The following is a 23440-nucleotide window of genomic DNA, read 5'->3' as shown; positions in this document are numbered from 1 at the left end:
TATGACCACAAGGATGGTGAATTGGATTGAACAGCTGTTGTTCCGGCAACGAAAGCTGGTAATGGTGGTTTTTGCCATTGCCACCGTGGCATTGGCATTCAGTGCCGGCCAGTTAAAGATGGACGCGGCCTTTACCAAGAACATTCCGCTCAATCACCCCTACATGGCCACCTATCTCAAACACCAGGAGCAGTTTGGCGGTGCCAACAGCATCATGGTGGCGGTAGAGGACAGCAGTGGCAATATCTTCAACCCCAAGTTTTTTGAAGTGCTGCGTGAGATTCACGATCAGCTGTTCTTCGTTCCCGGTGTTAACCGCAGCCTGGTGAAATCCCTGTACTCGCCCTCAACCCGGTTTACCGAGGTGGTGGAAGATGGCTTCCAGGGCGGACCGGTGATTCCCGCCGATTTCAGGCCGAACTCGGAAGGGCTGGCGGTGGTCAAGGGCAACATTGAAAAGGCCGGTGCCGTCGGACGGTTGGTGGCCGATGATTTCAGTGCCGCCATGGTCAGCGCTCAGCTACTGGATCGCATCGCCCTGAATGAGCAGGAGCGGGCGGAAGCGCAGGCCCTGGGCCTGACCGAGATGACCAAGCCCATGGACGTGCTGGCACTGGCCGAGACTCTGGAGCAGGAGCTGAGGGTCAAGTATCAGGACGACCAGATTAAGATTCACATCATCGGCTTTGCCAAGATGGCCGGTGATGTGGCCGAAGGCGCGGCCGGTGTGGTGGCGTTCTTCGTTATCGCCCTGTTTATTACTGCGCTGATGGTGTGGTATTTCTGCCGCAGCATCAAATTGACCCTGCTGCCGTTGCTGTGTTCTCTGATCGCCGTGGTGTGGCAGTTAGGGGGATTGACGGTACTCGGCTTCGGTCTGGATCCGATGTCGATTCTGGTTCCTTTCCTGGTGTTTGCCATCGGCGTCAGTCACGGGGTGCAGATGATCAACGCCGTCGGCCATAAGGTGGCCGAAGGGCACAACGCCAAGGCGGCAGCCCAACTGGCGTTTCGCAGCCTGCTGATCCCCGGTGGCGTGGCGCTGCTGTCGGACACCATCGGCTTTCTGACCCTGCTGTCCATCGACATCGGCATCATTCGCGAGCTGGCCATCACCGCGTCATTGGGGGTGGCGGTGATCATCCTTACCAACCTGGTGCTGCTGCCGGTGTTGCTGTCGTTTGTCAGCTTCAGTGACCGGTACCTGGCCAAAATGCGCATCGCCCATGCCTCGGTATCGCCGGTCTGGAAGGGAATCTCGGTATTCGCCTCCAAGCGCTGGGCAGTGATCATCGTCTCGGTGGCCGTGGTGCTCTACGGTGCCGGTTACCTCAAATCGCAGCAGATGAAGATTGGCGATCTGCATGCCGGGGCGCCGGCGCTTAAGGCCGACAGCCGCTACAACCTCGACACGGCCTTCATTACCGACAAGTTCTCCATCACCACCGACGTACTGACGGTGATTGTGGAGGCCTTCCCGGAAGCCTGTACCTACCACCACGTACTGGAACGCATCGATCGGTTCCAGTGGCAGATGGAGAACGTCCCCGGCGTCGAGTCTGCCGCCAGTCTGGGGTCGGTGGCGCGGGTGGTCAACGGCGGCTTTAATGAAGGTAATCCACGTTGGCGGGTGCTGCCGAGAACCACGGCGACCCTGGTGCAGTCGGTGGCTCAGATCCCCACTTCCACCGGACTGTTGAACAACGACTGCAGCGTGATGCCGGTATATCTGTTCCTTAAGGATCACAAGGCGGTCACCATCGACACCGTGGTCGCGGAAGTGAAGAGGTTGACAGCGGAATACGACACCGATGAGCTGAAGTTCCGACTGGCCTCCGGTCCGGTAGGGGTCATGGCGGCCACCAACGAAGCGGTAGAAGCGGCGCAGACGCCGATGATGCTGTACGTCTACGGCGCGGTGTTCCTGTTGTGTCTGGTGAGCTTCCGATCCATTCGGGCCACCATTGCGGTGATTGTGCCCTTGTATCTGGTGTCTACGCTGGCCCAGGCGTTGATGAGCATGCTGGAGATTGGCCTCACGGTATCGACACTGCCGGTGATCGCACTGGGGGTAGGGATCGGCGTCGACTACGGCATCTACATTCTGTCGAGCATGTCGATGCTGTTGCGCGAGGGCATGCCGGTTCAGCAGGCTTACCTCAAGGCGCTGTGCGATCGGGGTAACGCGGTGGTGTTCACCGGCATTACTCTGGCGGTAGGGGTCAGTACCTGGGTGTTCTCGGCGCTGAAGTTCCAGATGGACATGGGGATAATGTTGACGTTTATGTTCCTAGTGAACATGTTAGCCGCGATTATTCTCCTACCGGCAATGGTTAAGTTGTTGTGGTTTAATCGAAAAGCTTGATTGCCTAAATAGCCACCATGAATAAAAAGGCCGCATTTGCGGCCTTTGTTGCATAGAAAGCGTGCATTATTGACGCTTTTTTCAGATCTTCCTGTTTAACCGCCTATAACCGCTATTTTCGAAAGTGGTTTGTGCTCACAGTTCCCAAAAAATGGTGATACACTTCGCTTCAAGTCGCGGGGCCGAAGGGGCCACTGCGGCTGGAAAAACCATAATAAAATACTGGTGCCATTGCAGCAGAGGGAATAAGCAACATGGCTAATAACGATTCCATCCCTTCCGTTCTTCTAGACAACGTTGTGGCCCTCATCCACAACAACATGCCGAAAAAAGAAGCCACGCTTCTGGAAAGTTTCGCGCACTCTCTCTACGGGACCCTGTCCCGAGACGATCTTTATGCCCGCAGCGACAGCGACCTCTATGGCGCGATTCTCAGCCTCTGGAACAGCCTCAATTCTGTAACCGAAGGATCGGCGTTCAACCGCGTGTTCAACCCGGCCCAGAGTACCCACGGCTGGCAGTCCAACCACACCGTGGTTGAGATGATTCAACCGGATATGCCATTTTTGGTGGATTCGGTGTCCATGGCCCTGAATCGCATCGGTGTGACCTCGCATCTGTTGATTCACGTGCCGCTGGCCATCAGCCGCAACAAAGAGGGGCGCATTACAGCCCTGCGGTCGCTGGCGGACGCCAAGCCCAAGGATGAACGTACCGCGGTATTCCTGATCGAGGTGGATAACCTCACCACCCAGGAGGAGATCTCCGGACTGGAGAACGAACTCAACTCGGTGGTTGCCGACGTCGAGTCGTCGGTGAACGACTGGGAAGCGATGCGCGCCCAGATGGCCGAAACCGTCAAGGAGATGATTGCCACAGACAGCGAGGGCAAGCATAAAGAAAGCTCTGAATTCATGCAGTTCCTGCTGGATCACCATTTTACTCTGCTCGGCTTCCGTCGCTACGACCTCAAGGCAGTGGCCGGCGACATCGAACTGGTGCCGCTGATGGAAACCGGGCTGGGGATGATGCGCTCCAAAGAGAGCGGGCGAGAAAATCTGTTGCTGTCGACCCTGCCCGAGGCCGCCCGCCGTGAAGCACTGAGCGAGCATCCGCTGGTGTTGACCAAAACCAATTCCAAGAGCCGGGTACACCGTCCGGCCTACATCGATTACATCGGCGTCAAACGTTTCGACGACAAGGGCAAGGTGATCGGCGAAGACCGTTTCATCGGCCTGTACGCGTCTACCGTCTACAACCGCAGCCCCAGAGGCATTCCGCTGCTGTCCGGCAAACTGGATCGGGTGATGCAGCGCTCTAAGCTGGCACCGAAGTCTCACGATTACAAAGCACTGATGAACGTGCTGGAAACCTACCCGAGGGACGAACTGATCCAGGCTACCGAGCAGGAACTGCTTGAATTCGGCCTCGGCGTGCTGCAGATGCAGGACCGCGACAAGGTGCGGTTGTTCCTGCGCAAGGATCTGTTTGGTCGCTTTATCTCGGCCATGGTGTACGTCTCTAAAGACCGCTATAACACCCAGCTGCGCGTCAATACCCAGCAGCTGCTGGCGGAGTATTTCCAGACTCAGGAGGACGTGGAGTTCACCACCTTCTTCTCCGAGTCAACCCTGGCCCGAACCCACTACCTGGTTAAAGTGGAAGATAACGATATGGATATTGATGTCACTGAGTTGGAAACCAACTTGGTTGAGCTGACCCGCTCCTGGGAAGACAAGGTCGACAGCGCGCTGCGCAAGACCTTTGGCCAGGCCAAGGGCAAGGCGATCGCCAACAACTACATTCCCGGATTTCCCCGTAGCTACAAAGAGGATGTGTTGCCCTCGGCGGCGGTGGTGGATGTGGCCAAACTGGCCAAGCTCAGCGACGACCACAATCTGGGAATGCTGTTCTACCAGCCACAGGAAGCGGTGCTGGACAGCAACCACGTGCGCCTGAAGTTGTTCCACAAGGATGAGCCCATCCACCTGTCCGACGTGCTGCCGATGTTGGAAAACTTTGGCCTGCGGGTCATTGGCGAGCGCCCATACTGCATCAACACCACCGACGGCCAGGTGTACTGGGTGCTGGACTTCAACATGACCCTGTCCGGCAACATCGACGCCGACATCAATGCCTCACAGCAGCGATTCCAGGATGCCTTTGCCAAGGTCTGGTCCGGCGCACTGGAAGACGACGGCTTTAACCGGCTGATTCTGTCCGCCGGCCTCTGCGGCCGAGAAGCCAGTGTGCTGCGCTCCTACGCCAAATACATGCGACAGATTGATGGCACCTTCTCACAGAGCTACATCGAAGAGACCCTGAGCCATTACCCGCACATCGCCACCCTGCTGGTGAAGATGTTTGATCGCAAATTCAACCCGAGTTCGAAAGCCAAGCGGGATTTGGAGCGGCAGATAGAGCTGGCCAATACCTACCTGGACGATGTCAACAACCTCGACGATGACCGCATTATTCGCCGCTTCATCGAACTGATGCAGGCGACCCTGAGAACCAACTTCTACCAACGCTGTGAACGCGGCGGCGAAAAGAGCTACATCTCTTACAAGTTCGCGCCGGCGATGATTCCCGAGATGCCACTGCCGCTGCCTAAGTTCGAGATCTTCGTGTACTCGCCACGGGTGGAAGGGGTGCACCTGCGCGGGGCCAAAGTCGCCCGGGGTGGACTGCGCTGGTCCGATCGCCGCGAAGATTTCCGTACCGAAGTGTTGGGCCTGGTAAAGGCGCAACAGGTTAAGAATACCGTTATCGTTCCCTCCGGGGCCAAGGGCGGTTTCGTGTGCAAAAACCTGCCGACCGAGCGGGAACAGATGCTGGCGGAGGGCAAAGCCTGCTACCAGATCTTTATCAGCGCGCTGCTGGACATCACCGACAACATCGTCGCCGGTGAACTGACGCCACCGAAGCAGGTAGTGCGTCACGATGAGGACGACCCCTACCTGGTGGTGGCCGCCGATAAGGGCACCGCAACCTTCTCCGACATCGCCAACGCCATCTCCGAAAGCTATGACTTCTGGCTCGGTGACGCCTTTGCGTCCGGTGGCCAGTTTGGTTATGACCACAAGAAGATGGGCATCACCGCCCGCGGCGCTTGGGAATCGGTTAAGCGCCACTTCCGCGAACTGGGTGTCGACTGCCAGACCACCGACTTTACCTGTCTGGGGATTGGCGACATGGCCGGCGACGTGTTTGGTAACGGCATGCTGCTGTCCCGTCACATTCGCCTGAAGGCGGCGTTTAACCATCAGCACATCTTTATCGACCCGGCCCCCAACGCCGAAAACAGCTACGTGGAGCGGGAGCGGTTGTTTAACCTGCCGCGCTCCAGCTGGGAAGACTACGACATCACCTTGATCTCCGCCGGTGGCGGCATCTTTAGCCGCAGCGCCAAGTCCATCAAACTGACGCCGCAGATCAAATCGATGATCGGCACCACCAAGAACCAGTTGCCGCCTAATGAACTGATCCGCCATCTGCTGAAGATGGAGGTGGATCTGATGTGGAATGGCGGCATCGGCACCTATGTGAAGGCCAAGAGTGAAACCGATGCCGATGTGGGCGATCGCGCCAACGACGTGCTGCGCATCAACGGTGGCGATCTCAAGGCCAAGGTGGTGGGCGAGGGCGGTAACCTGGGGCTGACCCAGTTAGGCCGTATCGAATACGCCATCAGCGGCGGTCGCATCAACACCGACTTTATCGATAACGTCGGGGGCGTGGATTGCTCCGATAACGAGGTCAACATCAAGATTCTGTTGAACCAACTGGTGGCAGAGGGAGATCTGACCGTTAAGCAGCGTAACCTGTTGCTGGAAAAGATGACCGACGAAGTGGCCGAAATCGTGTTGCGCGACTGCCGCGACCAGGCTCAGAGCATCTCGGTCACCCAGGTGGACAACGCCGATCAGCTCAAAGAGCAGATTCGCTTTATGCAGCATCTGGAGAAATTAGGCAAGCTGGATCGGTCGCTGGAGTTCCTGCCCAACGAAGATGAACTCAATGAACGCCTGGTTGCCGGTGTCGGCATGACCCGGCCGGAGCTGTCGGTCCTGGTAGCGTACGCCAAGATGGTGCTCAAGGAGCAGTTGGTATCGCCGGAGATCACCGACAACGAGTTCCTGGCTCGCCGCCTGGTGAACTACTTCCCGCAAGAGTTGCAACAGCGTTTTGCCGAGCAGATGGGCAAACACCCTCTGCGTGGGGAGATCATCGCTACCGACCTGGCCAACGACATCATCAATGACATGGGGCTTAATTTCATTCAGCGTATGCAGGATGAGACAGGGGCCGCAGTGGAAGAGGTCGCGATATGTTACTCTATTGCCTGTCAGGTATTTGATCTCGTAGATCTTAAGCAGCAGATCAACGCTCAGGACGACGTGGATGCCCACCGTCAGAGCGAACTGTTGTCGCAGGTGCGCCGCACCATTCGCCGGGTAACCCGCTGGTTCCTGCGTCATCGTAACCGCAGCCTGAGCATTGAAGCGGTATCGACCTTCTACCGAGGTGTGGTGGAGGAGCTGGATGCCGGCTTCGATCGCTTCCTGGTGGAGGACGAAGTGGCGCAGTTGGCCAAGGACGAAGACGCACTGGTAGAACAGGGCGTGTCCGTCGAGCTGGCGCGACGCATGTCGCATCTGAGTACACTGTTCTCAGCGCTGGACATTGCCGAAGTCGCCAAGTCAGAAAAGAAGCCGGTTGCCCTGGTGGCCGAGACTTACTTCAAGCTCGGTGCCGGCATCGAACTGCACTGGTTCCTGAACCAGATCAGCGAGCAGCCGGTCAGCAACCATTGGCAGGCACTGGCGCGGGCCGCCTTCCGGGAAGATCTGGATTGGCAGCAGCGACTGCTGACCTCGGTGGTACTGCGTAACTGCGAAGGCGAATGCCAGGCCGACAACATCATCAACCTCTGGGTTGAGGCAAACGAACAAACCTTGGATAGATGGCTACACATGATGGCAGAGTTCCACAGCTCCAAAACACATGAATTTGCAAAATTCTCTGTTGCCCTACGGGAGCTCAACCTGTTGATCATGCGTTGTGATACCAATGGTTAATCATTAGCGAATCAAGCCTCGGTTTCTACCGGGGCTTTTTTTAGGAAGGAGAAAAAAAATTGTTTTATAAGATTGCGCAGAAGTTTCTATTTCAGACCAGTCCTGAGTTTGCTCATAACTTTGCAATCACCTCCCTGCGTCATACCGCTAATACCCCGCTGTCTGTGTTTTACAGCCAGACTGTCCCTTCAGCACCGGTAGAGTGTATGGGCATCACCTTTCCTAACCCGGTCGGCCTGGCCGCCGGCATGGACAAAGACGGTGAAAGCATCGATGGCTTTGCCGCCATGGGGTTCGGTCACATCGAGGTCGGTACCGTTACGCCACGGCCACAACCGGGTAACGACAAGCCGCGGGCATTCCGGTTAAAGCCGGCGCGGGCCATCATCAACCGTATGGGATTTAACAATAAGGGCGTTGATAATCTGGTTAAGAACATCAAAGCCAGTAATCCAGGCAATGCCATTATTGGTGTGAATATCGGTAAAAATAAAACCACGCCTTTGGAAGAGGGCAAGAACGATTACCTGTATTGCATGGATAAGGTGTACGACGTTGCCGACTACATTGCGGTCAATATCTCATCACCCAATACTCCCGGCCTGCGAACTCTGCAATTTGGTGAGATGCTCGATGATCTTCTCGGTAGCTTAAAAGATCGCCAAACAGTGTTAGCTAAACAGTTTGATAAATACGTACCCATCGCATTGAAGATCGCCCCGGATCTGAGCGATGAGGAATTAAAACAGGTGTGCGATGCACTGTTGAAATTTAAGTTTGATGGCGTCATTGCCACCAATACTACCCTCGACCGCGATCCGGTTAAACACCTGCCTGAGCACAGTGAAGCTGGCGGACTCAGCGGCGCACCCTTGACCCAGCGCTCTACCGAAGTGATTCGTAAAGCCGCCGAATACCTCGATGGCAGATTGCCAATCATCGGGGTAGGGGGGATCGACAGCGACAAGGATGCGATGGACAAAATTGATGCAGGCGCAAAAATTGTACAGCTGTATACCGGCTTTATTTATAATGGTCCCTGCTTAATTAAATCGATCACCGAGGCTTTTCTTAAAAGATAACCTTAATTGATCAAATATTAGTCAGGCCGCATTATTGCGGCCTTTCTTTTTTCCAAGGTTTGCGATCGGCGATCCAAAAAGGATCGAATAAGAGATCCCCTTGATATATAATTGATCGTTAAAATAATTTATTTTATTTCTTGCCCAAAGCTTAATTTTTATATTAGTATAATTTTCATCCAGTAAATAAGGATGCCACTCATGTTGCTCATGCCTACGGTCAATTGGCGCTGGTTCTTCGAACCGCAACACTCCAGGTTAGCACTCGACCTGGGGGATGAGATGGTGTTTGTCACTCCCTACGACGCCAGTCAGATTATTCCCGATGCCCTGCAAGGTATGGTATTCAGTACCGAGCATGCCGACTGTTATACCCAGCTGTTGTCCGAACTGGGCAATCAGTTGACCCTGTCGGAACCGCAGCAGGTACAGATTGCCATCAATGCCACGGCGCTGGCGTTCTTTGCATTGCCGAGAATGCCGAAAAGCTGGTACTTCCACCACAGCAATAACATCGTCTACAGCCGTGTGGGTAAACTGTGTCAACTGGACACCGACCTGGGCAGCGGCCTGTTTATGGTGGTGCAGTCGGAAGAGCGCAGCTCGCTGGTGATGCTGCTGTCCGAACCGCTATCGCTGTCTGCCAGTAAAACGCTGCCCTGTTTCCAGCCCATCAAGGTGATGAACGATCGACTGGTGCCGGCGCAACTGGCGAAACGACGGGCCCACTCCGCCGCCTGATCCCCCGTGGCGTCCCTCGGCGGATCCTTTCGCGCTTTTTCGTCAGTCAGTTAGCTTCTAAGGCACAACTGGTGCATTTTGCATCACTATCCGGGTAATTGAGCGGTACGAACGCCCGCCATCAAGGTATAATGGGTGTTTTGTATCTTAATTGCCGGAATGCCATGAAGCGCTTTTACGCCGCCGTACCCAAGGGTCTAGAGTACCTGTTGGTCGATGAACTTAACCAACTAGGAGCCGAAGAGGTCCACGAGGGCCTGGCGGTTGTCCATTTCCAGGCGGATCTTGCCACCGCATACCGCATCTGCCTGTGGTCCCGCCTGGCCAGCCGGGTGGTGATGGTAATCAGTGATTTCGAGATCACCGATGCCGATGACATGTACCACAAGGTCAAAGAGATTCACTGGCCGTCGCTGTTTTCCAGCCTGCGCGGCTTTATGGTGGATTTTCATGGCACCAACCGCGAAGTGCGCAACAGCCAGTTCGGCGCCCTCAAGATTAAAGACGCGGTCGTCGACTGTTTCAGCGAAGACAGCGGTCAACGCCCCGGCATCACCAAGACCGATCCGGACATCAAGATCGACTGTGTCCTTAAAGGCGGTCGGCTCTCCGTTGGTCTGAACTTCTCCGGCGCACCACTGCACCAGCGCGGCTACCGCCTGGATCACGGTCAGGCGCCTCTGCGGGAGAACCTGGCGGCGGCGATGCTGATTCGCAGTGGCTGGACCAAGCATCAGGATCAGGCCCTGGTGGACCCGTTCTGCGGCTCGGGCACCCTGTTGATTGAAGCGGCATTGATGGCGGCGGACAAGGCGCCAGGGCTGCAGCGTGAACACTGGGGTTTCTACGCCTGGAAGGGCCACGACGATACGCTGTGGGAGGAGTTGTCCAACGAAGCCCAGGTTCGTGGCGACCGCGGTGCCCGCAGCTGCAAGACCCGCTTCATCGGTTCCGATCTGGACAGCCGGGTGGTGGGCATCGCCAAGCAAAACGCTGCCCGGGCCGGAGTCGATAAACTGATCAAGTTCAGCCAGCAGGATGCCCTCAAGGCCCGTCCCGAAGTCAAAGAGCCTGGCTTTATCGTCACCAACCCTCCCTACGGTGAACGTCTGGGTAACCTGTCCGGCATGATTGGCCTCTATTCCGATCTCGGTCGCTCGCTGCGCGGTCACTGGGGCGACTGGAGATTGAGCCTGCTGTGCAGCGACGACATGCTGTTCAACGCCCTGCGGATGCGCAGCGACAAAGAGTACAAGCTGTTTAACTCCAACCTGGAGGTGAAACTGGCCAACTACCAGATTCGCGCCCGCCAGGAGCAGGAGTCCAGCGAACCGGCCCAGCCTCGGGGTGGGGAAGAGTTTGGTAACCGACTCAAGAAAAACCTTAAGCAGCGCGCCAAGTGGCTCAAGGGCGAGGATATCGACAGCTTCCGGCTGTACGACGCGGACCTGCCTGATTACAACGTTGCCGTTGACCGTTATCAGGACTGGGTGGTGGTGCAGGAGTACGCGCCACCAAAAACCGTGGATGAAGCCAAGGCCAAATCGCGACTGGTGGACATCATGTGGCAAATTCCTCAGGTGCTGGATGTCCACCCGGACAAGATCGTGCTTAAGACCCGTCAGCGCCAGAAGGGCAAGAGCCAGTATCAGAAACAGAAGTCCCGCTCTATCGATCTGAACGTGATGGAGTACGGTGCCTGCTTTAAGGTCAACCTGACCGAATACCTGGATACCGGACTGTTCCTGGATCACCGCCTGGCCCGCCGCCACATTCAGCAGCACAGCAAGGGGAAGGATTTCCTTAACCTGTTTGCCTACACCGGCTCGGCATCGGTGCACGCGGCGCTGGGTGGAGCCCGCAGTACCACCACGGTGGACATGTCCAAGACCTACCTGGCCTGGGCCGAAGAGAACTTCGAGCTGAATCGCATCAAGGGACGCCAGCATCAGTTCATCCAGGCCGACTGCCTGGCCTGGCTGGAGCGCTGCAACCAGAAGTACGACTTTATCTTTATCGATCCGCCGACGTTCTCCAACTCCAAGCGGATGGCCACCACCTTTGATATTCAGCGGGATCACCTGCGGCTGATGACCGATCTCAAGCGTCTGCTGCGTCCCGGTGGCACCATCTTGTTCTCCAACAACAAGCGCAACTTCAAGATGGATCTGGACGGCCTGGCCGATCTGGGCCTGAAGGCTCAGAACATCAGCGATAAGACCATGTCGCCGGACTTCGCCCGCAACAAGCACATTCACAACGCCTGGTTGGTGGAGCATGCCTGAGTACACCCTGTTTCATACCGATGGCTGCCATCTGTGTGAACTGGCCCAGGCGCTGGTGAACGAGGCCGGGCTTCAGGTTCAGCGCCAGGACATCATCGATTCCCCCGAGTGGGTAGCGGCGTATGGCGAACGGATTCCGGTGCTGCGCCACAGCAGTGGCCGCGAACTGGGCTGGCCTTTTGACGCCCTGACTTTGACGCAGTTTACAGACGACCAATCATCATGAGCCTAATCAGAATCAACAATGGCCAACTGGCCTTCGGACACACGCCACTGCTGGATCACGCCCAGTTCATTCTCGAGTCCCATGAGCGGGTGTGTCTGGTGGGCCGTAACGGCGCCGGCAAATCCAGTCTGCTCAAAGTCCTGGCGGGCTTGCAGGAGATGGACGATGGTACCCTGGGCATGGACACCGGCATCAAGATTGCCTACCTGCCTCAGGATCCGCCACGTCAGCAACAGGGCAGCGTCTACCACTATGTGGCCCAGGGACTGGCAGAGGTGGGAGAACTGCTGGAACGCTACCAGAGCCTGAGTCTGCTGGTGGCCGAGGATCCCAGTGACAAGAACCTGTCGAAGCTGCACCGGTTGCAGGAGCAGATGGAGGAGCACGGTGCCTGGGGCGCCGAGCAGCAGATCAGCCAGACCCTGAGCCGACTGAACCTCAATGGCGACACCGCTATGGGCGATCTCAGTGGCGGTTGGCAACGCCGGGCCGCCCTGGCACGGGCGCTGGTGCGTCAGCCGGATGTGCTGCTGCTGGACGAACCTACCAACCACCTGGATATCGACGCCATCGAGTGGCTGGAAGAGATGCTCAAAGGCTTTGCCGGCAGCATCGTGTTTGTCAGTCACGACCGTGGCTTTATTCGCCGCACCGCCACCCGGATTGTGGATCTGGATCGCGGTAAGCTCAGCAGCTTTCCCGGAGATTACGCCCACTACCTGGTGGCCAAAGAGGAAGCGCTGCGGGTCGAAGAGGAGCAGGCGGCGGAGTTTGACCGCAAGCTGGCTCTGGAAGAGACCTGGATTCGTCAGGGGATCAAGGCGCGCCGTACCCGTAACGAAGGCCGGGTGCGTGCACTCAAAGCGATGCGTCAGGAGCGGGCCGAGCGCCTGAGCCGTCAGGGCAATGCCAACATGCGCATGGAGGGCAGCAGCCTGTCCGGCAAGCTGGTGTTCGACATTAAGGGGCTGGGTTTCTCCTGGCCGGACAAAACCATTGTCGCGCCGATGGACCGCATCGTGACCCGTGGCGACCGCATCGCCATGATCGGTCCTAACGGCTGCGGTAAATCGACCCTGATTAAGCTGCTGCTGGGTGAACTGGCACCGCAACAAGGTGAAGTGAAGCAGGGCACCAAACTGGAAGTGGCCTATTTTGACCAGCATCGTACCGATCTGGATCTGGATAAATCGGTGCAGGACAACGTTGCCGAAGGCAAGCAGACGGTCACCATAAACGGTAAGGATCGCCATGTACTGGGTTACCTGCAGGACTTCCTGTTTGCGCCGGCCCGGGCCCGCAGCCCGGTTCGCAGCCTCTCCGGAGGTGAGAAAAATCGACTGTTACTGGCAAAACTGTTCCTGAAGCCGGCAAATTTGTTGGTTATGGATGAACCCACCAACGATCTGGATGTCGAAACTCTGGAATTGCTGGAAGCCAAGCTGGCGGAGTACAACGGCACCCTGCTGCTGGTGTCTCACGATCGTGAGTTCATCGACAACACGGTCACCAGTACCTGGTGGTTTGGTGGTAATGGCTTATGGCACGAGTACGTGGGGGGTTACAGCGACGCCCATCGCCTCGGCGCCCGGTTCTTTGGCGAAGAACTTCAGCAACAAACGTCTGAAGTGGCTGATAAACCGGCGAAAGAGGAGAAAAAATCGGAGCCGGTTAAAGCTAAGAAGCTTTCCTATAAATTACAACGTGAACTTGACGCGCTTCCTGCTAAGATGGAGGCCCTCGAGGAGGCCATTGAGGCCTTGCAACAACAGATTGCGGCTTCCGGGTTCTTTGACCAGGACCCGAATGAGACCAACCGCATCCTGGCAAAACTGGCTCAGGATGAACAAGAATTGGAACAGTGTTTCAGCCGATGGGAAGAGCTGGAAACAATGCAAAATTCAGGCTAAGGGGAAAGAATGAGCCTAGTGAAGTGTAACTATAAGAAAACCACCCTGGCGATGGCCCTGATGACGGCATGGGGCGCGCAGGCGGCTACCGTTGAATGGAACGCCTACGAAATCGTCAATTTGGATGAGATGTTTTCTTTGTCATCCAGCCAGCTGCCTGCTACTCGTAACGGCTATGGTGGCGACATCAACAACCAGGGTGTGGTTTTGGGCATTGCCCAAGGCGTGAACGACACCTCTGGTGTAGAAGACGACGGCATTATCGGCGAAGTGGAAGACGTGATTTTCCCCACCGTCGATGCATTGAGCCCGGACATCAGCCGCGCGTTTCAGGGCAATAACTTTGCCTACGAGATTAATGAAGGCAACGGCTGGACTGCGATTCACAGCCCGATCAACAACCAGAGTGCGCCGGATGACACCGAAAACGACGCCACCTCCGACGCGTTTTACTTCGGCATTAAGGCCGACGGTGATGTGCGGGTAGGGCGCACGTCGGGCACCCAGTCCAAGGTGGCCGATCCCACCCCGGACGAAGGCGATGAAGATCCGTTCTTCTACGTTCGCGATTTTGATGCCCGCGGCGTGGTTCAATCCGGTGGCAACGAGACCCAGCTTGTTCCCCCTTACACCGAATACACCTCAGAGGTGTCCGGTTCGTCCACCGTGGATATCGGTGGCTACTCGGTGGCGGCCGCCGTCAACTCCCTGGACCAGGTTGCCGGTTACGTCGGCACCACCCTGGCCAGCGGCTCAGAGGACGTGATCGACAGCTGTTGGAACGTCTTCCTGGAAAACCCGACCACCGCTAACCCGATGGACGTGTGTATTCAGGCGCAACAGAACAGTGGCACCGTTCAATACCAGGTGCGTCCGGCCGTTTGGCAGCTGGATCCGGCCACCGGAGCCGCGACCCTGACCAAGACCCTGGATCTGCCGTTTACGCCACTGGACAGCGACACCACGGTGTACACCGCCATGGGCCTGGGCATTAACGCCGCCGGCGTGGTGGTCGGCGAGTCCAACCAGCGTAACGACAGCAACAACCTGATGTCCTACCGTTGGGCCCAGATCTGGATGCCGGACGGCACCATCGTCAGCCCCAGCAAGTTGAACATCGAAGGGTTACGCGGCTCTACCGCGACCGCCATTAACGACAACGGCATCGCCGTCGGCACGGTTCAGCGCTACATCAGTGGCTACCCGAGAACCAAGTTCTGGGTGTACGACGTCAACTCCGATGAAGAGTATTACACCGAACCGAGCGACTTTAACCCCGGCGGCCAGACTGACCTGTCGTCGCTGGCAAAAGACATCAACAGCAATGGTCTGGTGGTCGGTAACATTGAGGTGGATGTGCAAGCGCAGCTGCCTCGCCGCCGCAACGCCTTTGTGTATGACTATGCGGCCGACCAAGCTGGTGACAGCAATGCATTTGTTAACCTCAACAACCTGCTGACCTGTAACTCTCGCGGCTATGTGGCTGATGAGAACGGCAGTGTGGTGGATGACGAAGGCAATCGCTGGTCGAAGTTCATGATCACCGATGACACCACCTTCGCTCAGAGCATTACTTACGAGGCGGATTTCACCATTGTTGAGGCCAACGGCGTTAACGACAACGGTGACATTGTCGGTACCGCGCTGGTGCAGTTGCCGCGAGTAAAAGTGGAAGATGGCAAGGTGGTGACCGAAGAGGTGACTGACCCGGAAACCGGTGAGACCGTCACCAAGATCGTCATCGAGACCGATGGCTTCGGCAAGCCGATTACCGATCAGTTGCCGCGTCCGGTAGTGATGCGCGCCAACGGCGGTGCCAGCAGCTGTACCATTCCGCTGGAAACCGACGGCGACTCCACGCCGAACGAGCGCTCCGGCGCTTCGCTGCCACTGGGCTGGGTATTGGCACTGCTGCCTTTGGCCTGGTTCCGCCGCCGCCGCTAAAGCGTAGACTCAAGCACAACCAGAAGAGGAGCATAGCTCCTCTTTTTTTTGCATAAAATAGTACGTTTTTTCTCAGTAATTTAACTGAAAATCTTTTCTGTCGTCATAAATGGGGGTTGAACCCTGGCAAAAAATCGCCAATAGTGGTGACTGAGGCGTTAGCCTCCTCAACCTGTAGACGGCAAAAAAGAAGGATGAGCGTTAAATGAAGAGACAAAAACGGGATCGTTTGGAAAGAGCACAAGCACGTGGGTTTCAAGCAGGTTTGTCAGGGCGTTCAAAAGAGAATTGTCCCTATCAGTCGATGGACGCCAAAATGATGTGGCTGGGTGGATGGCGTGATGCCATCGACAGTCGGGTTTCCGGAATGTTTAACAAGTAGAATTCGCAGTTCGTCTAACATGAGCCTCCGTTTACGGGGGCTTTTTTGTGGCAGATGCCAGGCTGGCATTCGCGGGCGTGTATCGGGTCTGGATTGCGGCGAGAATCGGAGTACACTCAAAGCATTAGACATTTTTTTCATCACAGCAGGGAAGGGCTATGAGCGACTCCAGCGTGTACCAGTTCAGTGCGCAATCCAACCGACACGACACCATCGAATTTGAGCAATACCGCGGCCAGGTTCTGTTGGTGGTCAATACCGCCAGTGCCTGTGGTTTTACGCCCCAATATGAGGGGCTGGAGAAACTGCAGCAGAAATACAGTGATAAGGGATTTTCGGTATTGGCGTTTCCCTGTAACCAGTTTGGCAGCCAGGAATCCGGCGATGACGAGGCGATACGCTCATTCTGCGATCTGCAGTTCAATATCAGCTTTCCGCTGTTTGCCAAGATCGAGGTTAACGGCCGCAGGGCACACCCACTGTATGTGTGGCTGAAAAAGCAGAAAGGGGGGTTGCTGGGGGACGGGATTAAGTGGAACTTCACCAAGTTCCTGATCGACCAACAGGGCAAGGTGGTGAAGCGCTACGCGCCCACCACCAAGCCGGAACAGATCGACAAGGACATTGCCGCGCTGCTTTAGAAGGTGCTGGTGTCCTGGAACACGCCCACTTTCAGATCGGTCGCCTGGTAGATCAGGCGGCCATCGACCATCAGGTCGGCGTCGGCCATGCCCATGATCAACTTGCGGTTGATGGTGCGCTTCAGGTGAATGTGGTAGGTCACCTTCTTCGACGTTGGCAGAATCTGACCGGTGAACTTCACTTCACCCACACCCAGCGCACGACCCTTACCTTTACCGCCTTGCCAGGCCAGGAAGAAGCCAACCAGCTGCCACATGGCATCCAGGCCCAGACAGCCAGGCATTACCGGATCGGACTCGAAGTGGCAATCGAAGAACCACAGGTCCGGGTTGATATCCAGCTCGGCGATCAGTTCACCTTTACCAAACTTACCGCCGGTATCGCTGATGCGGGTGATGCGATCCAGCATCAGCATGTTGTCCTTAGGCAGACGCGGGGCGTCTTCACCAAACAGGGCACCATGGCCGCTGGCGATCAGTTCTTCTTTGCTAAATTGGTCGACCTTCTCAACGGGCAACTCGGCAGTAGCTTGCATAGCACGACATCCTCTAATTAAGATGCCCCCAGATTAGCGAACACGTGTTCACTAAACAACTCCGATCAGCTGAGTCTCAGTCGCTCTTTGATGCGATCCAGCAGTGTCAGTGGCTCCTCACCTGCACCGACCAGTTGAGCCAATCGCAGTTGCACCTTGCCATACAGGCTTTCTTGCGGGTATTGGTTGTCTTTATCCGCCTCGGCCAGGGGAATGTCACTGACCAGCTCCAGCGCCTGCTCCACTTTATCGACCTGATACAGATGGAAGCGCTTTTCAAGCACCGCTTGAATTACCTCATCACTCAGATTCAGCTGACGCATGTTAGCTGATGGTAAGATCACACCCTGGTCTCCGGTAAGGGTGCGGCTGTTGCAAACCCGAAAGAAGCCTTCAATTTTCTGATTGATACCGCCAATTGCCTGCACGTTACCGAACTGATCCACGGCGCCGGTCATGGCCAGATTCTGAGCAATGGGCGCATCGGCGATGGCGGAGATCAGGCTGCAGTATTCCGCCAATGACGCGCTGTCGCCATCAATGGTCTGGTAGGATTGCTCGAACACGATGTTGGCATTGAGATGCAAAGGGGCATCGCGGCCAAACAGCCGGTACAGGCAGGCGGACAGGATCATCATCCCCTTGGCGTGAATGTTGCCGGCGAGATCCGACTTGCGCTCCACATCCGCCACTTCACCGTCGCCGTAATGCACCGTGGTGGTGATTCGGGCCGGCTCGCCGTAACTGTGGCCACAGTAATCCACCACAGTCAGACCGTTGATCTGGCCAACGGCCTGGCCCTGGGTTTGCACCAGCACCATCTGCTCGCGGATCGACTCGTGGGACGACTCCTCCAGTGCGTTGTGCATCTGGCTCTGCAGGGCGAGGGCGGCAATGATCTCATCCTCGCTGACCTCGGCACCGGTGTTGGCGTCCAGTAACTTGAACAGCTTATTGATCTCGGACCAGGACAAGCTGAACTTCCCCTGGTGCTCCACCAGGCGGCTGGCATGGCGGGCCAGACGTTTGGCAGCGGCCGGCGACAGATCGCGTTGACACAGTCGCTGGCATTCGGCGTTGGCGGCGGTCATCCACTGGCTTTGCTGTTCGGCGGTTACCGCTTCCATCTCAGGCTGGCATTCGCCGTAGAGGTTGATGACATCGGAAAAGTTGCTGTCAAAACCGTTGAGGTTATCGTAATCGGCGGCGCTGCCGATGATCACCAGCTGGCACTGTACCGGCAATAAACGGTTACCCTGTGGGTAGTGGCCGGTTTCCAGAGCCTGCTTCAGCGGCCACCATACCGACGGCCGGTCCAACAGGTACTCCACCGGAATCACCAGCAAACGGGTCTGGCTCAGCAAACCGGTGCTGATGCTGCCATCGGTATGAGTGTGACCATAGAGCGCCTGACGAGATAGGATGCGATCCACCACGACAGAATCGGACACCGTGTCGGTGCCGGCCTGGCGACCGCTGGCACTGCCCAGGGACGATGATGAGGGCAACTGTTGCAAATCATTCAGCACCGCCAGACCGCTTAAGCCGGCCGTGTTGCATAAATACAGATGATTGGCGCTTTGAGCCAACAGCGCCTGCCAGCAGGCGATCAGCCGGCTCTGACCCAACAACAGGGTAGGGTACTCGAGCGTGGCATTCGGGGTGGCGGACTCAGAAAATTGTGGAAAAAGCTGGGTCTCTAGTAAGCGATAACTTTGGCGGTTGACCAACTGGCCGTACTCCATCAGCGGAAAAGCCGCCAATATACCACACTTCAACGGCCAAAATGGCACCCAAGGGCAGGGGGCTGATCTCGGATTAGTGATGTGATACTGTATATTCATACAGTTATCGTAAAAAGGCGCACTTAGTGAACCCGCACGCACCGGCCATGCCATTGTTTGACACCCTTAAACACTTCGATCACCCTAATGAATATATCAATAAATACATAGCGTTACAGATTGAAAGCGGGGTGTCAGACGCCGGACTGACCTATGAGTTGGCTTACGACTGGCTACTGGAGCAAAAAGCCGTTGAGAACAACTTCAAAAGCCATCGCAGTGAACTGACGACCTTTTTCCATTGGTTGTGGCAGGTTGAGCAATGTTCAATTTTACAGGTGGACCGACGCAGCCTGGCGCGTTACCTGGAGTTTTGTCAGCAACCGCCAACCGGGTTGATCGGCTTTTGTAATGTGCCGCAGTTTCAACTTAAAGATGGCGAGCGTCGGCCCAATCCCAAGTGGCGACCGTTTCTGGGCAAGAAGGATCTGGGCCAGGAGCTGGCGTATCAGTTGTCTCATTCAGCCATTCGTACCAAGCTGGCGCTGCTGTCGGCATTCTTTTCCTATCTGATTGATGTGGACTTTGGCGATCGCAATCCGGCGGCGATTTTGTTGCGTGCCGGGCGCTACAAGAACAATCAACAGCACCTGACGGCCCGGGAAGACGATGAAAACCTCAAAGCCTTTAGCGAACTGCAATGGTCTTATGTGATGGCGTGCGTAGACCGGCTGGCCGAGCAGCAACCAGATGAGCATCAGCGTAGCCGGTTTTTAATCAGCCTGATGTACAGCTGTTATCTGCGGATATCGGAGGTGGCGGCCAGGCCCGGTTTTTCACCGGTGATGGGCCAGTTTCGGCGGGATAAGAAAACCGGCGTCTGGGGCTTTTTTGTGCCGCTAAGCAAATCCGGTAAATCGGGAACCGTGGCGGTTTCCGACGCGCTGCTTGCCGCACTCAAGCAGTATCGCGGCCATTTGGGCTTATCTGAGTTACCGGCGCCGGACGAACAGACGCCATTGTTTGTGCGTCATAAGGCGTCAGCCCATGGACGCGATGCCGGCGTGCGCCACGCCAATCTCGGAATTCGCCAGATACGGGAAGTGATTGACGGCATCATTGCCAGCGCCGCTAATGAAGCCGAGGCCGATGGACTCAGCCAGGACGCGGCAGAGATGCGCACCATGACCACCCACAGTTTGCGCCATACCGGCATCAGCCACGACATCAACATTCACCAACGGCCGTTGTCCCATGTGCAGGCCGACGCCAGGCACGACAGCATCGATACCACGTCGCGGTATCTGCATACCAGTCGGGTTGAACGGCATCAGAGCGCAGCGCGTAAACCCATGGATGGCCTGGCGAATCAGGGATAATGCCGATAACGCTATTTATCGGCTTCAAATGCGGGACCTGTTTCCAAGGGCCCGCAACCAATACGCAATTGCGCACAATGTATATTATGGTAAATATGATATAGGAAGAACGAAGCGCCTGTTGATCGGTTGCTGCTGTACCTTTCATTCCTGGCGCCTGCTCTACCCAGATTACTGACCACTTAAAACAAGCATCGCGTTGCCTACGCACCGTCGAGACTCCGTACACGGTCTCAACGGTGTGCGACAACGCCTTACCCCTGGCGCCAGCCACAATGGCGACAGGAGTTCAGACCTCTATATATAGAACAGCTGCTCCTGGCTTACCCCGTTGTCACCAAAACGGATGAGGCCAGCGCCGGTGATGTCACCGATTTGCCACTTACACCAGGCCTGGTCGCCATCGACCATGACATCGGAGATCACCATCTCATCGCCGAGCTTTTTTAGCTCGGTAATGTATTGAGGTAAATCTCCTTTTTCATAGACAGCACCATCTTTGTCGAGAAGCTTATAGTCGGCCGTTACATTGGCACCAATTACCTGAGCATCTAGGCTTCCAAAGCCACTGGCATAGCCACCTAACTTATCTTGTGCTGACATAGTGTTGTCCTCGAACCGTCTGTGGATAGCTGAAACACCAACGGATTATAGTTGCTGGTCGCAATGGCCACCGCTGCGCCTGACAAAGTCCGGCCATAAGAGCCGTTAACAAGCCCGGTTTTGAACCACGATGCAAGCACTAGTGATTTGTATCAAGGAGGATTGTCGGTACTGAAACAGGCGGGTCTGTTATTTTATCGCCGGATGACCAGCCAGTGTTCCGGTTCGACGTTGCCAGGAAACGCTTTGATATGAGAAACAGGACGCCAATGGCATTGCCAATAGCGCAGCAGTAAAACATGAGGTGCTGGCCTGGTAACGGCCGCCCTGCCCTGTGGCTGTACCCGGGACTCGGGTTTGATGAATGTCACCCTAAGTAGATTTGCGTTCTTGGTAGCTTGTACCCATTCGGGCACGGGAACGCACCTGTTTATGGCCTGGCGGTTGTTAATTCCGGCAGAGCAATCACACTGCGCCGAGATGGCCCAAACGCAGAAAGAGTGTTGGGTTATCGACACCTCTCACTAGTTTTCAGGATTCCCAGGCTTTAAAGCGGTCCTGGTATTTGAAAACCTCAAATGACGGAACTCGGCCATTGAGCATGACCGGAACGTTTATGCCGCTTCGATCACCGCCATCACACTCAGGCGGCCACACCATCCACTCAACATCGTAGTACCACCACCCTCCTTCAGACTCTGTGGTTCTCTTTAATGCACAAGCACTGAATTGAGGGTCGGCCCATGGGTAGGCCTTAAGCATTTCTGCCACCGCATTTTTGGATGCGTCGATAGCCTGGCGTGGCGATAAGGGTGGAAACGCGTCACTGTCTAGCCAGGGAGGAGCACCTGCGCCCTCTTCTGCTTCGAAGGAGAATTTAAACAGGTACTCTTCAAAGTAATAGGAGTAGATCGTTAACATTATGATTTCCCGTTAGCATGCCAATGCCGAACTAAGTTGTGAACTGCCCGCCAGGCCGATATACCTCTGTATTATCGACCAGCAAGGCAATACGGTGCTTCATGTAAAGCACCGATGCACTCTACCACGCAATGGCTCCCTATAAGCCAACATCGTCTTTACAGAGAGGAGAGGGCTCATAATTACTCGGCTTCTGACTCACAATCTATCTATCTTTCTCAGGTAGTAGACTGTGACCAAAATGAACGCTACAAGGAAAGGAAAGCCCATCATTGCGAAAGTCCCATAGAGGTCTGGGTCAGTTGCACCGCCCCCCATGGTCCATAGTAAGCCAGCCCCAAAGCCAAATAGCAGTGTAAAAATGGGAAAAAGTACAAACACAAGTTTTACTGTACCTTTCTCGTTTCGTTTTTGTAATTGATTACCTACTGATTCCATTTTTCTCCCATCTCCATGTAGAAACTTAACGTCCGCTTAATTGGTTAACACAGCGGAATTAAGCAATTATGCGTTGTTAGCCATTGTTGCTAGACTCTGGTTGGGAAAGCTCGGCTTTAGGAACACCAACATAGTACAAGACTGCCAAATAATTAAACATTGGTATGACCCCTGCCAAAACTGCTAATTTCCAACTTCTGTTTTTACTTCTGGCCAGCAAAAAACAAAGCCCCGCAAGTGCGATAGCTTGAAGGAATAACCCAAAAACCATTGGGGGTAGCTCACCAGTACGCATCATTTGGAATATATTCAAAAAACCTCCGTTATGAGTGATAGAGTGTTAACGCTCCACTTAGCGGGAGCAGACTGCCCGGCTATACTCCGCGAGGCACGAGCACATCCGGCCGGGCTAAGATCCGACTACGTTGTCTTGTTAGGTATTGCTGTACCAAATTAACGCAAACCAGGCTGCTAATATGATGAAAAAAGTGCTCAACAATCCGTTTAGTCCAATCAATGTCAACCAGCCTTTCGACTCCATCCGATAAAATGCTCTTTGCTTAGATGTCAGCAAAGACGCTGTTGAAAAAACAGACATCAAAGCTGAGACACCCAATACCGGAAAAATTACATAGATGAACAAAAGCCCAAGACCTCCGGCTGTACTTGCAGATGCACCATCGCCAAGCCAGGAAAGTGACTCCCAGCTTATTAAAAGGGCCAAAAATATCAAAATTGGACAAGATAACTGAACTACACGCATATTACTAAATACCTAGCTGTGAAACCTCTAGACATCATGATTCCCTGTGCGAGTGTCGGCCTCCTGCGTTTTATCGTGGATTAGTAAAACCAGAGCCACACTGTTTGTTGAATCACGCAATCAAACACCGCAGGAGGTCGACATGGTTAAAGCTAACACACTTTTCGTCGGGCTGGATGTGCACAAAGAAAGCACTGATGTTGCATTAGTTTCTGACACGGTGGGCGATGCCGTGTGTTACTACGGAACCATCCTCACCAACCTAAGAGCCTTCGACAAGCTGTTAAAACAGCAGGCTGCCAAGGCCAATAAACTCTGTGTTGTCTACGAAGCCGGTCCTTGTGGCTTCTGGCTTTATC

Annotated in this window: 16 protein-coding genes and 1 pseudogene; 12 read left to right on the top strand and 5 right to left on the bottom strand. The window is 55.4% G+C overall.

The window, feature by feature from the left end; translation table 11 throughout:
* Position 1: 1 nt before the first annotated feature.
* The 10 genes from BLT77_RS13435 to BLT77_RS13390 all read left to right on the top strand — a co-directional run bounded on the left by BLT77_RS13435 (position 2) and on the right by BLT77_RS13390 (position 16657).
* The gene (locus BLT77_RS13435) at positions 2 to 2365 is read left to right on the top strand and encodes an efflux RND transporter permease subunit (RefSeq protein ID WP_090366170.1); all 2364 of its coding nucleotides are present in this window, start codon (positions 2 to 4) and stop codon (positions 2363 to 2365) included.
* Between the two features lie 254 nt (positions 2366 to 2619).
* Positions 2620 to 7446, top strand: coding sequence for an NAD-glutamate dehydrogenase (locus tag BLT77_RS13430; protein ID WP_090366167.1), 4827 nt, complete (start codon positions 2620 to 2622; stop codon positions 7444 to 7446).
* 59 nt (positions 7447 to 7505) lie between these two features.
* A complete protein-coding gene (pyrD, locus tag BLT77_RS13425; protein ID WP_090366164.1) occupies positions 7506 to 8528 on the top strand; it encodes a quinone-dependent dihydroorotate dehydrogenase in 1023 nt (340 codons plus the stop codon).
* Positions 8529 to 8729: 201 nt separating this feature from the next.
* Positions 8730 to 9269 (top strand): cell division protein ZapC, encoded by a 540-nt coding sequence (locus tag BLT77_RS13420; RefSeq protein ID WP_176819313.1) that lies wholly within the window; start codon positions 8730 to 8732, stop codon positions 9267 to 9269.
* Positions 9270 to 9433: 164 nt separating this feature from the next.
* Entirely contained in the window at positions 9434 to 11554 is a 2121-nt protein-coding gene (gene rlmKL / locus BLT77_RS13415) for a bifunctional 23S rRNA (guanine(2069)-N(7))-methyltransferase RlmK/23S rRNA (guanine(2445)-N(2))-methyltransferase RlmL (RefSeq protein ID WP_090366158.1), read from the top strand.
* Complete coding sequence (locus BLT77_RS13410) at positions 11547 to 11780, top strand: glutaredoxin family protein (RefSeq protein ID WP_090366156.1); 234 nt, start codon at positions 11547 to 11549, stop codon at positions 11778 to 11780. Before rlmKL ends, BLT77_RS13410 begins: the two co-directional genes overlap by 8 nt.
* The gene (gene uup, locus BLT77_RS13405; RefSeq protein ID WP_090366153.1) at positions 11777 to 13690 is read left to right on the top strand and encodes an ATP-binding cassette ATPase Uup; all 1914 of its coding nucleotides are present in this window, start codon (positions 11777 to 11779) and stop codon (positions 13688 to 13690) included. Before BLT77_RS13410 ends, uup begins: the two co-directional genes overlap by 4 nt.
* A 9-nt stretch (positions 13691 to 13699) precedes the next feature.
* Positions 13700 to 15634 (top strand): DUF3466 family protein, encoded by a 1935-nt coding sequence (locus BLT77_RS13400; protein ID WP_090366150.1) that lies wholly within the window; start codon positions 13700 to 13702, stop codon positions 15632 to 15634.
* A gap of 205 nt (positions 15635 to 15839) precedes the next feature.
* On the top strand, positions 15840 to 16016 hold the full coding sequence (rmf, locus tag BLT77_RS13395) for a ribosome modulation factor (protein WP_084144401.1): 177 nt from the start codon (positions 15840 to 15842) through the stop codon (positions 16014 to 16016).
* A gap of 158 nt (positions 16017 to 16174) precedes the next feature.
* A complete protein-coding gene (locus BLT77_RS13390) occupies positions 16175 to 16657 on the top strand; it encodes a glutathione peroxidase (RefSeq protein WP_028112777.1) in 483 nt (160 codons plus the stop codon).
* On the opposite strand, the gene fabA is transcribed toward BLT77_RS13390, so the two are convergent.
* Positions 16654 to 17193: a bifunctional 3-hydroxydecanoyl-ACP dehydratase/trans-2-decenoyl-ACP isomerase gene (gene fabA / locus BLT77_RS13385; RefSeq protein ID WP_090366147.1), complete on the bottom strand. Its 540-nt coding sequence runs from the start codon at positions 17191 to 17193 to the stop codon at positions 16654 to 16656. The two genes, BLT77_RS13390 and fabA, sit on opposite strands and share 4 nt — an antisense overlap.
* A 65-nt stretch (positions 17194 to 17258) precedes the next feature.
* On the bottom strand, positions 17259 to 18956 hold the full coding sequence (locus tag BLT77_RS13380; protein WP_176819312.1) for a S16 family serine protease: 1698 nt from the start codon (positions 18954 to 18956) through the stop codon (positions 17259 to 17261).
* Between the two features lie 128 nt (positions 18957 to 19084).
* Between BLT77_RS13380 and BLT77_RS13375 the strand changes: the two genes are divergently transcribed.
* Positions 19085 to 20356, top strand: a complete 1272-nt coding sequence (locus BLT77_RS13375; protein ID WP_090366142.1) for a tyrosine-type recombinase/integrase — start codon at positions 19085 to 19087, stop codon at positions 20354 to 20356.
* Positions 20357 to 20653: 297 nt separating this feature from the next.
* On the opposite strand, the gene BLT77_RS13370 is transcribed toward BLT77_RS13375, so the two are convergent.
* The 3 genes from BLT77_RS13370 to BLT77_RS20055 all read right to left on the bottom strand — a co-directional run bounded on the left by BLT77_RS13370 (position 20654) and on the right by BLT77_RS20055 (position 22631).
* Positions 20654 to 20959 carry a hypothetical protein gene (locus BLT77_RS13370; protein ID WP_090366140.1) on the bottom strand — a complete coding sequence of 102 codons (306 nt, stop codon included), beginning with the start codon at positions 20957 to 20959 and terminating at the stop codon, positions 20654 to 20656.
* Positions 20960 to 21490: 531 nt separating this feature from the next.
* Positions 21491 to 21880, bottom strand: a complete 390-nt coding sequence (locus BLT77_RS13365) for a hypothetical protein (RefSeq protein ID WP_090366137.1) — start codon at positions 21878 to 21880, stop codon at positions 21491 to 21493.
* A gap of 514 nt (positions 21881 to 22394) precedes the next feature.
* The gene (locus tag BLT77_RS20055) at positions 22395 to 22631 is read right to left on the bottom strand and encodes a hypothetical protein (protein ID WP_143026637.1); all 237 of its coding nucleotides are present in this window, start codon (positions 22629 to 22631) and stop codon (positions 22395 to 22397) included.
* A 592-nt stretch (positions 22632 to 23223) separates the two neighbouring features.
* Here BLT77_RS20055 and BLT77_RS13355 point away from each other — a divergent pair.
* Positions 23224 to 23440, top strand: a pseudogene (locus tag BLT77_RS13355) (IS110 family transposase); the annotation flags it as partial.

The organism is Ferrimonas sediminum, assembly GCF_900100175.1.
GTDB classification, from domain to species: Bacteria; Pseudomonadota; Gammaproteobacteria; order Enterobacterales; family Shewanellaceae; genus Ferrimonas; species Ferrimonas sediminum.
Note: the sequence above shows the minus strand (reverse complement) of the source record. Positions and strands in the feature narration are given on the sequence as shown.

Bases quoted from the DNA above. Each gene is read 5' to 3' on its own strand.
- uup (WP_090366153.1), top strand. From the start codon at position 11,777: ATGAGCCTAATCAGAATCAACAATGGCCAACTGGCCTTCGGACACACG.
- rlmKL (WP_090366158.1), top strand. From the start codon at position 9,434: ATGAAGCGCTTTTACGCCGCCGTACCCAAGGGTCTAGAGTACCTGTTG.
- BLT77_RS13365 (WP_090366137.1), bottom strand. From the start codon at position 21,880: ATGTTAACGATCTACTCCTATTACTTTGAAGAGTACCTGTTTAAATTC.
- BLT77_RS13435 (WP_090366170.1), top strand. From the start codon at position 2: ATGACCACAAGGATGGTGAATTGGATTGAACAGCTGTTGTTCCGGCAA.
- BLT77_RS13430 (WP_090366167.1), top strand. From the start codon at position 2,620: ATGGCTAATAACGATTCCATCCCTTCCGTTCTTCTAGACAACGTTGTG.
- BLT77_RS13390 (WP_028112777.1), top strand. From the start codon at position 16,175: ATGAGCGACTCCAGCGTGTACCAGTTCAGTGCGCAATCCAACCGACAC.
- fabA (WP_090366147.1), bottom strand. From the start codon at position 17,193: ATGCAAGCTACTGCCGAGTTGCCCGTTGAGAAGGTCGACCAATTTAGC.
- BLT77_RS13400 (WP_090366150.1), top strand. From the start codon at position 13,700: ATGAGCCTAGTGAAGTGTAACTATAAGAAAACCACCCTGGCGATGGCC.
- BLT77_RS13375 (WP_090366142.1), top strand. From the start codon at position 19,085: ATGCCATTGTTTGACACCCTTAAACACTTCGATCACCCTAATGAATAT.
- rmf (WP_084144401.1), top strand. From the start codon at position 15,840: ATGAAGAGACAAAAACGGGATCGTTTGGAAAGAGCACAAGCACGTGGG.
- BLT77_RS13370 (WP_090366140.1), bottom strand. From the start codon at position 20,959: ATGTCAGCACAAGATAAGTTAGGTGGCTATGCCAGTGGCTTTGGAAGC.
- BLT77_RS13410 (WP_090366156.1), top strand. From the start codon at position 11,547: ATGCCTGAGTACACCCTGTTTCATACCGATGGCTGCCATCTGTGTGAA.
- BLT77_RS13420 (WP_176819313.1), top strand. From the start codon at position 8,730: ATGTTGCTCATGCCTACGGTCAATTGGCGCTGGTTCTTCGAACCGCAA.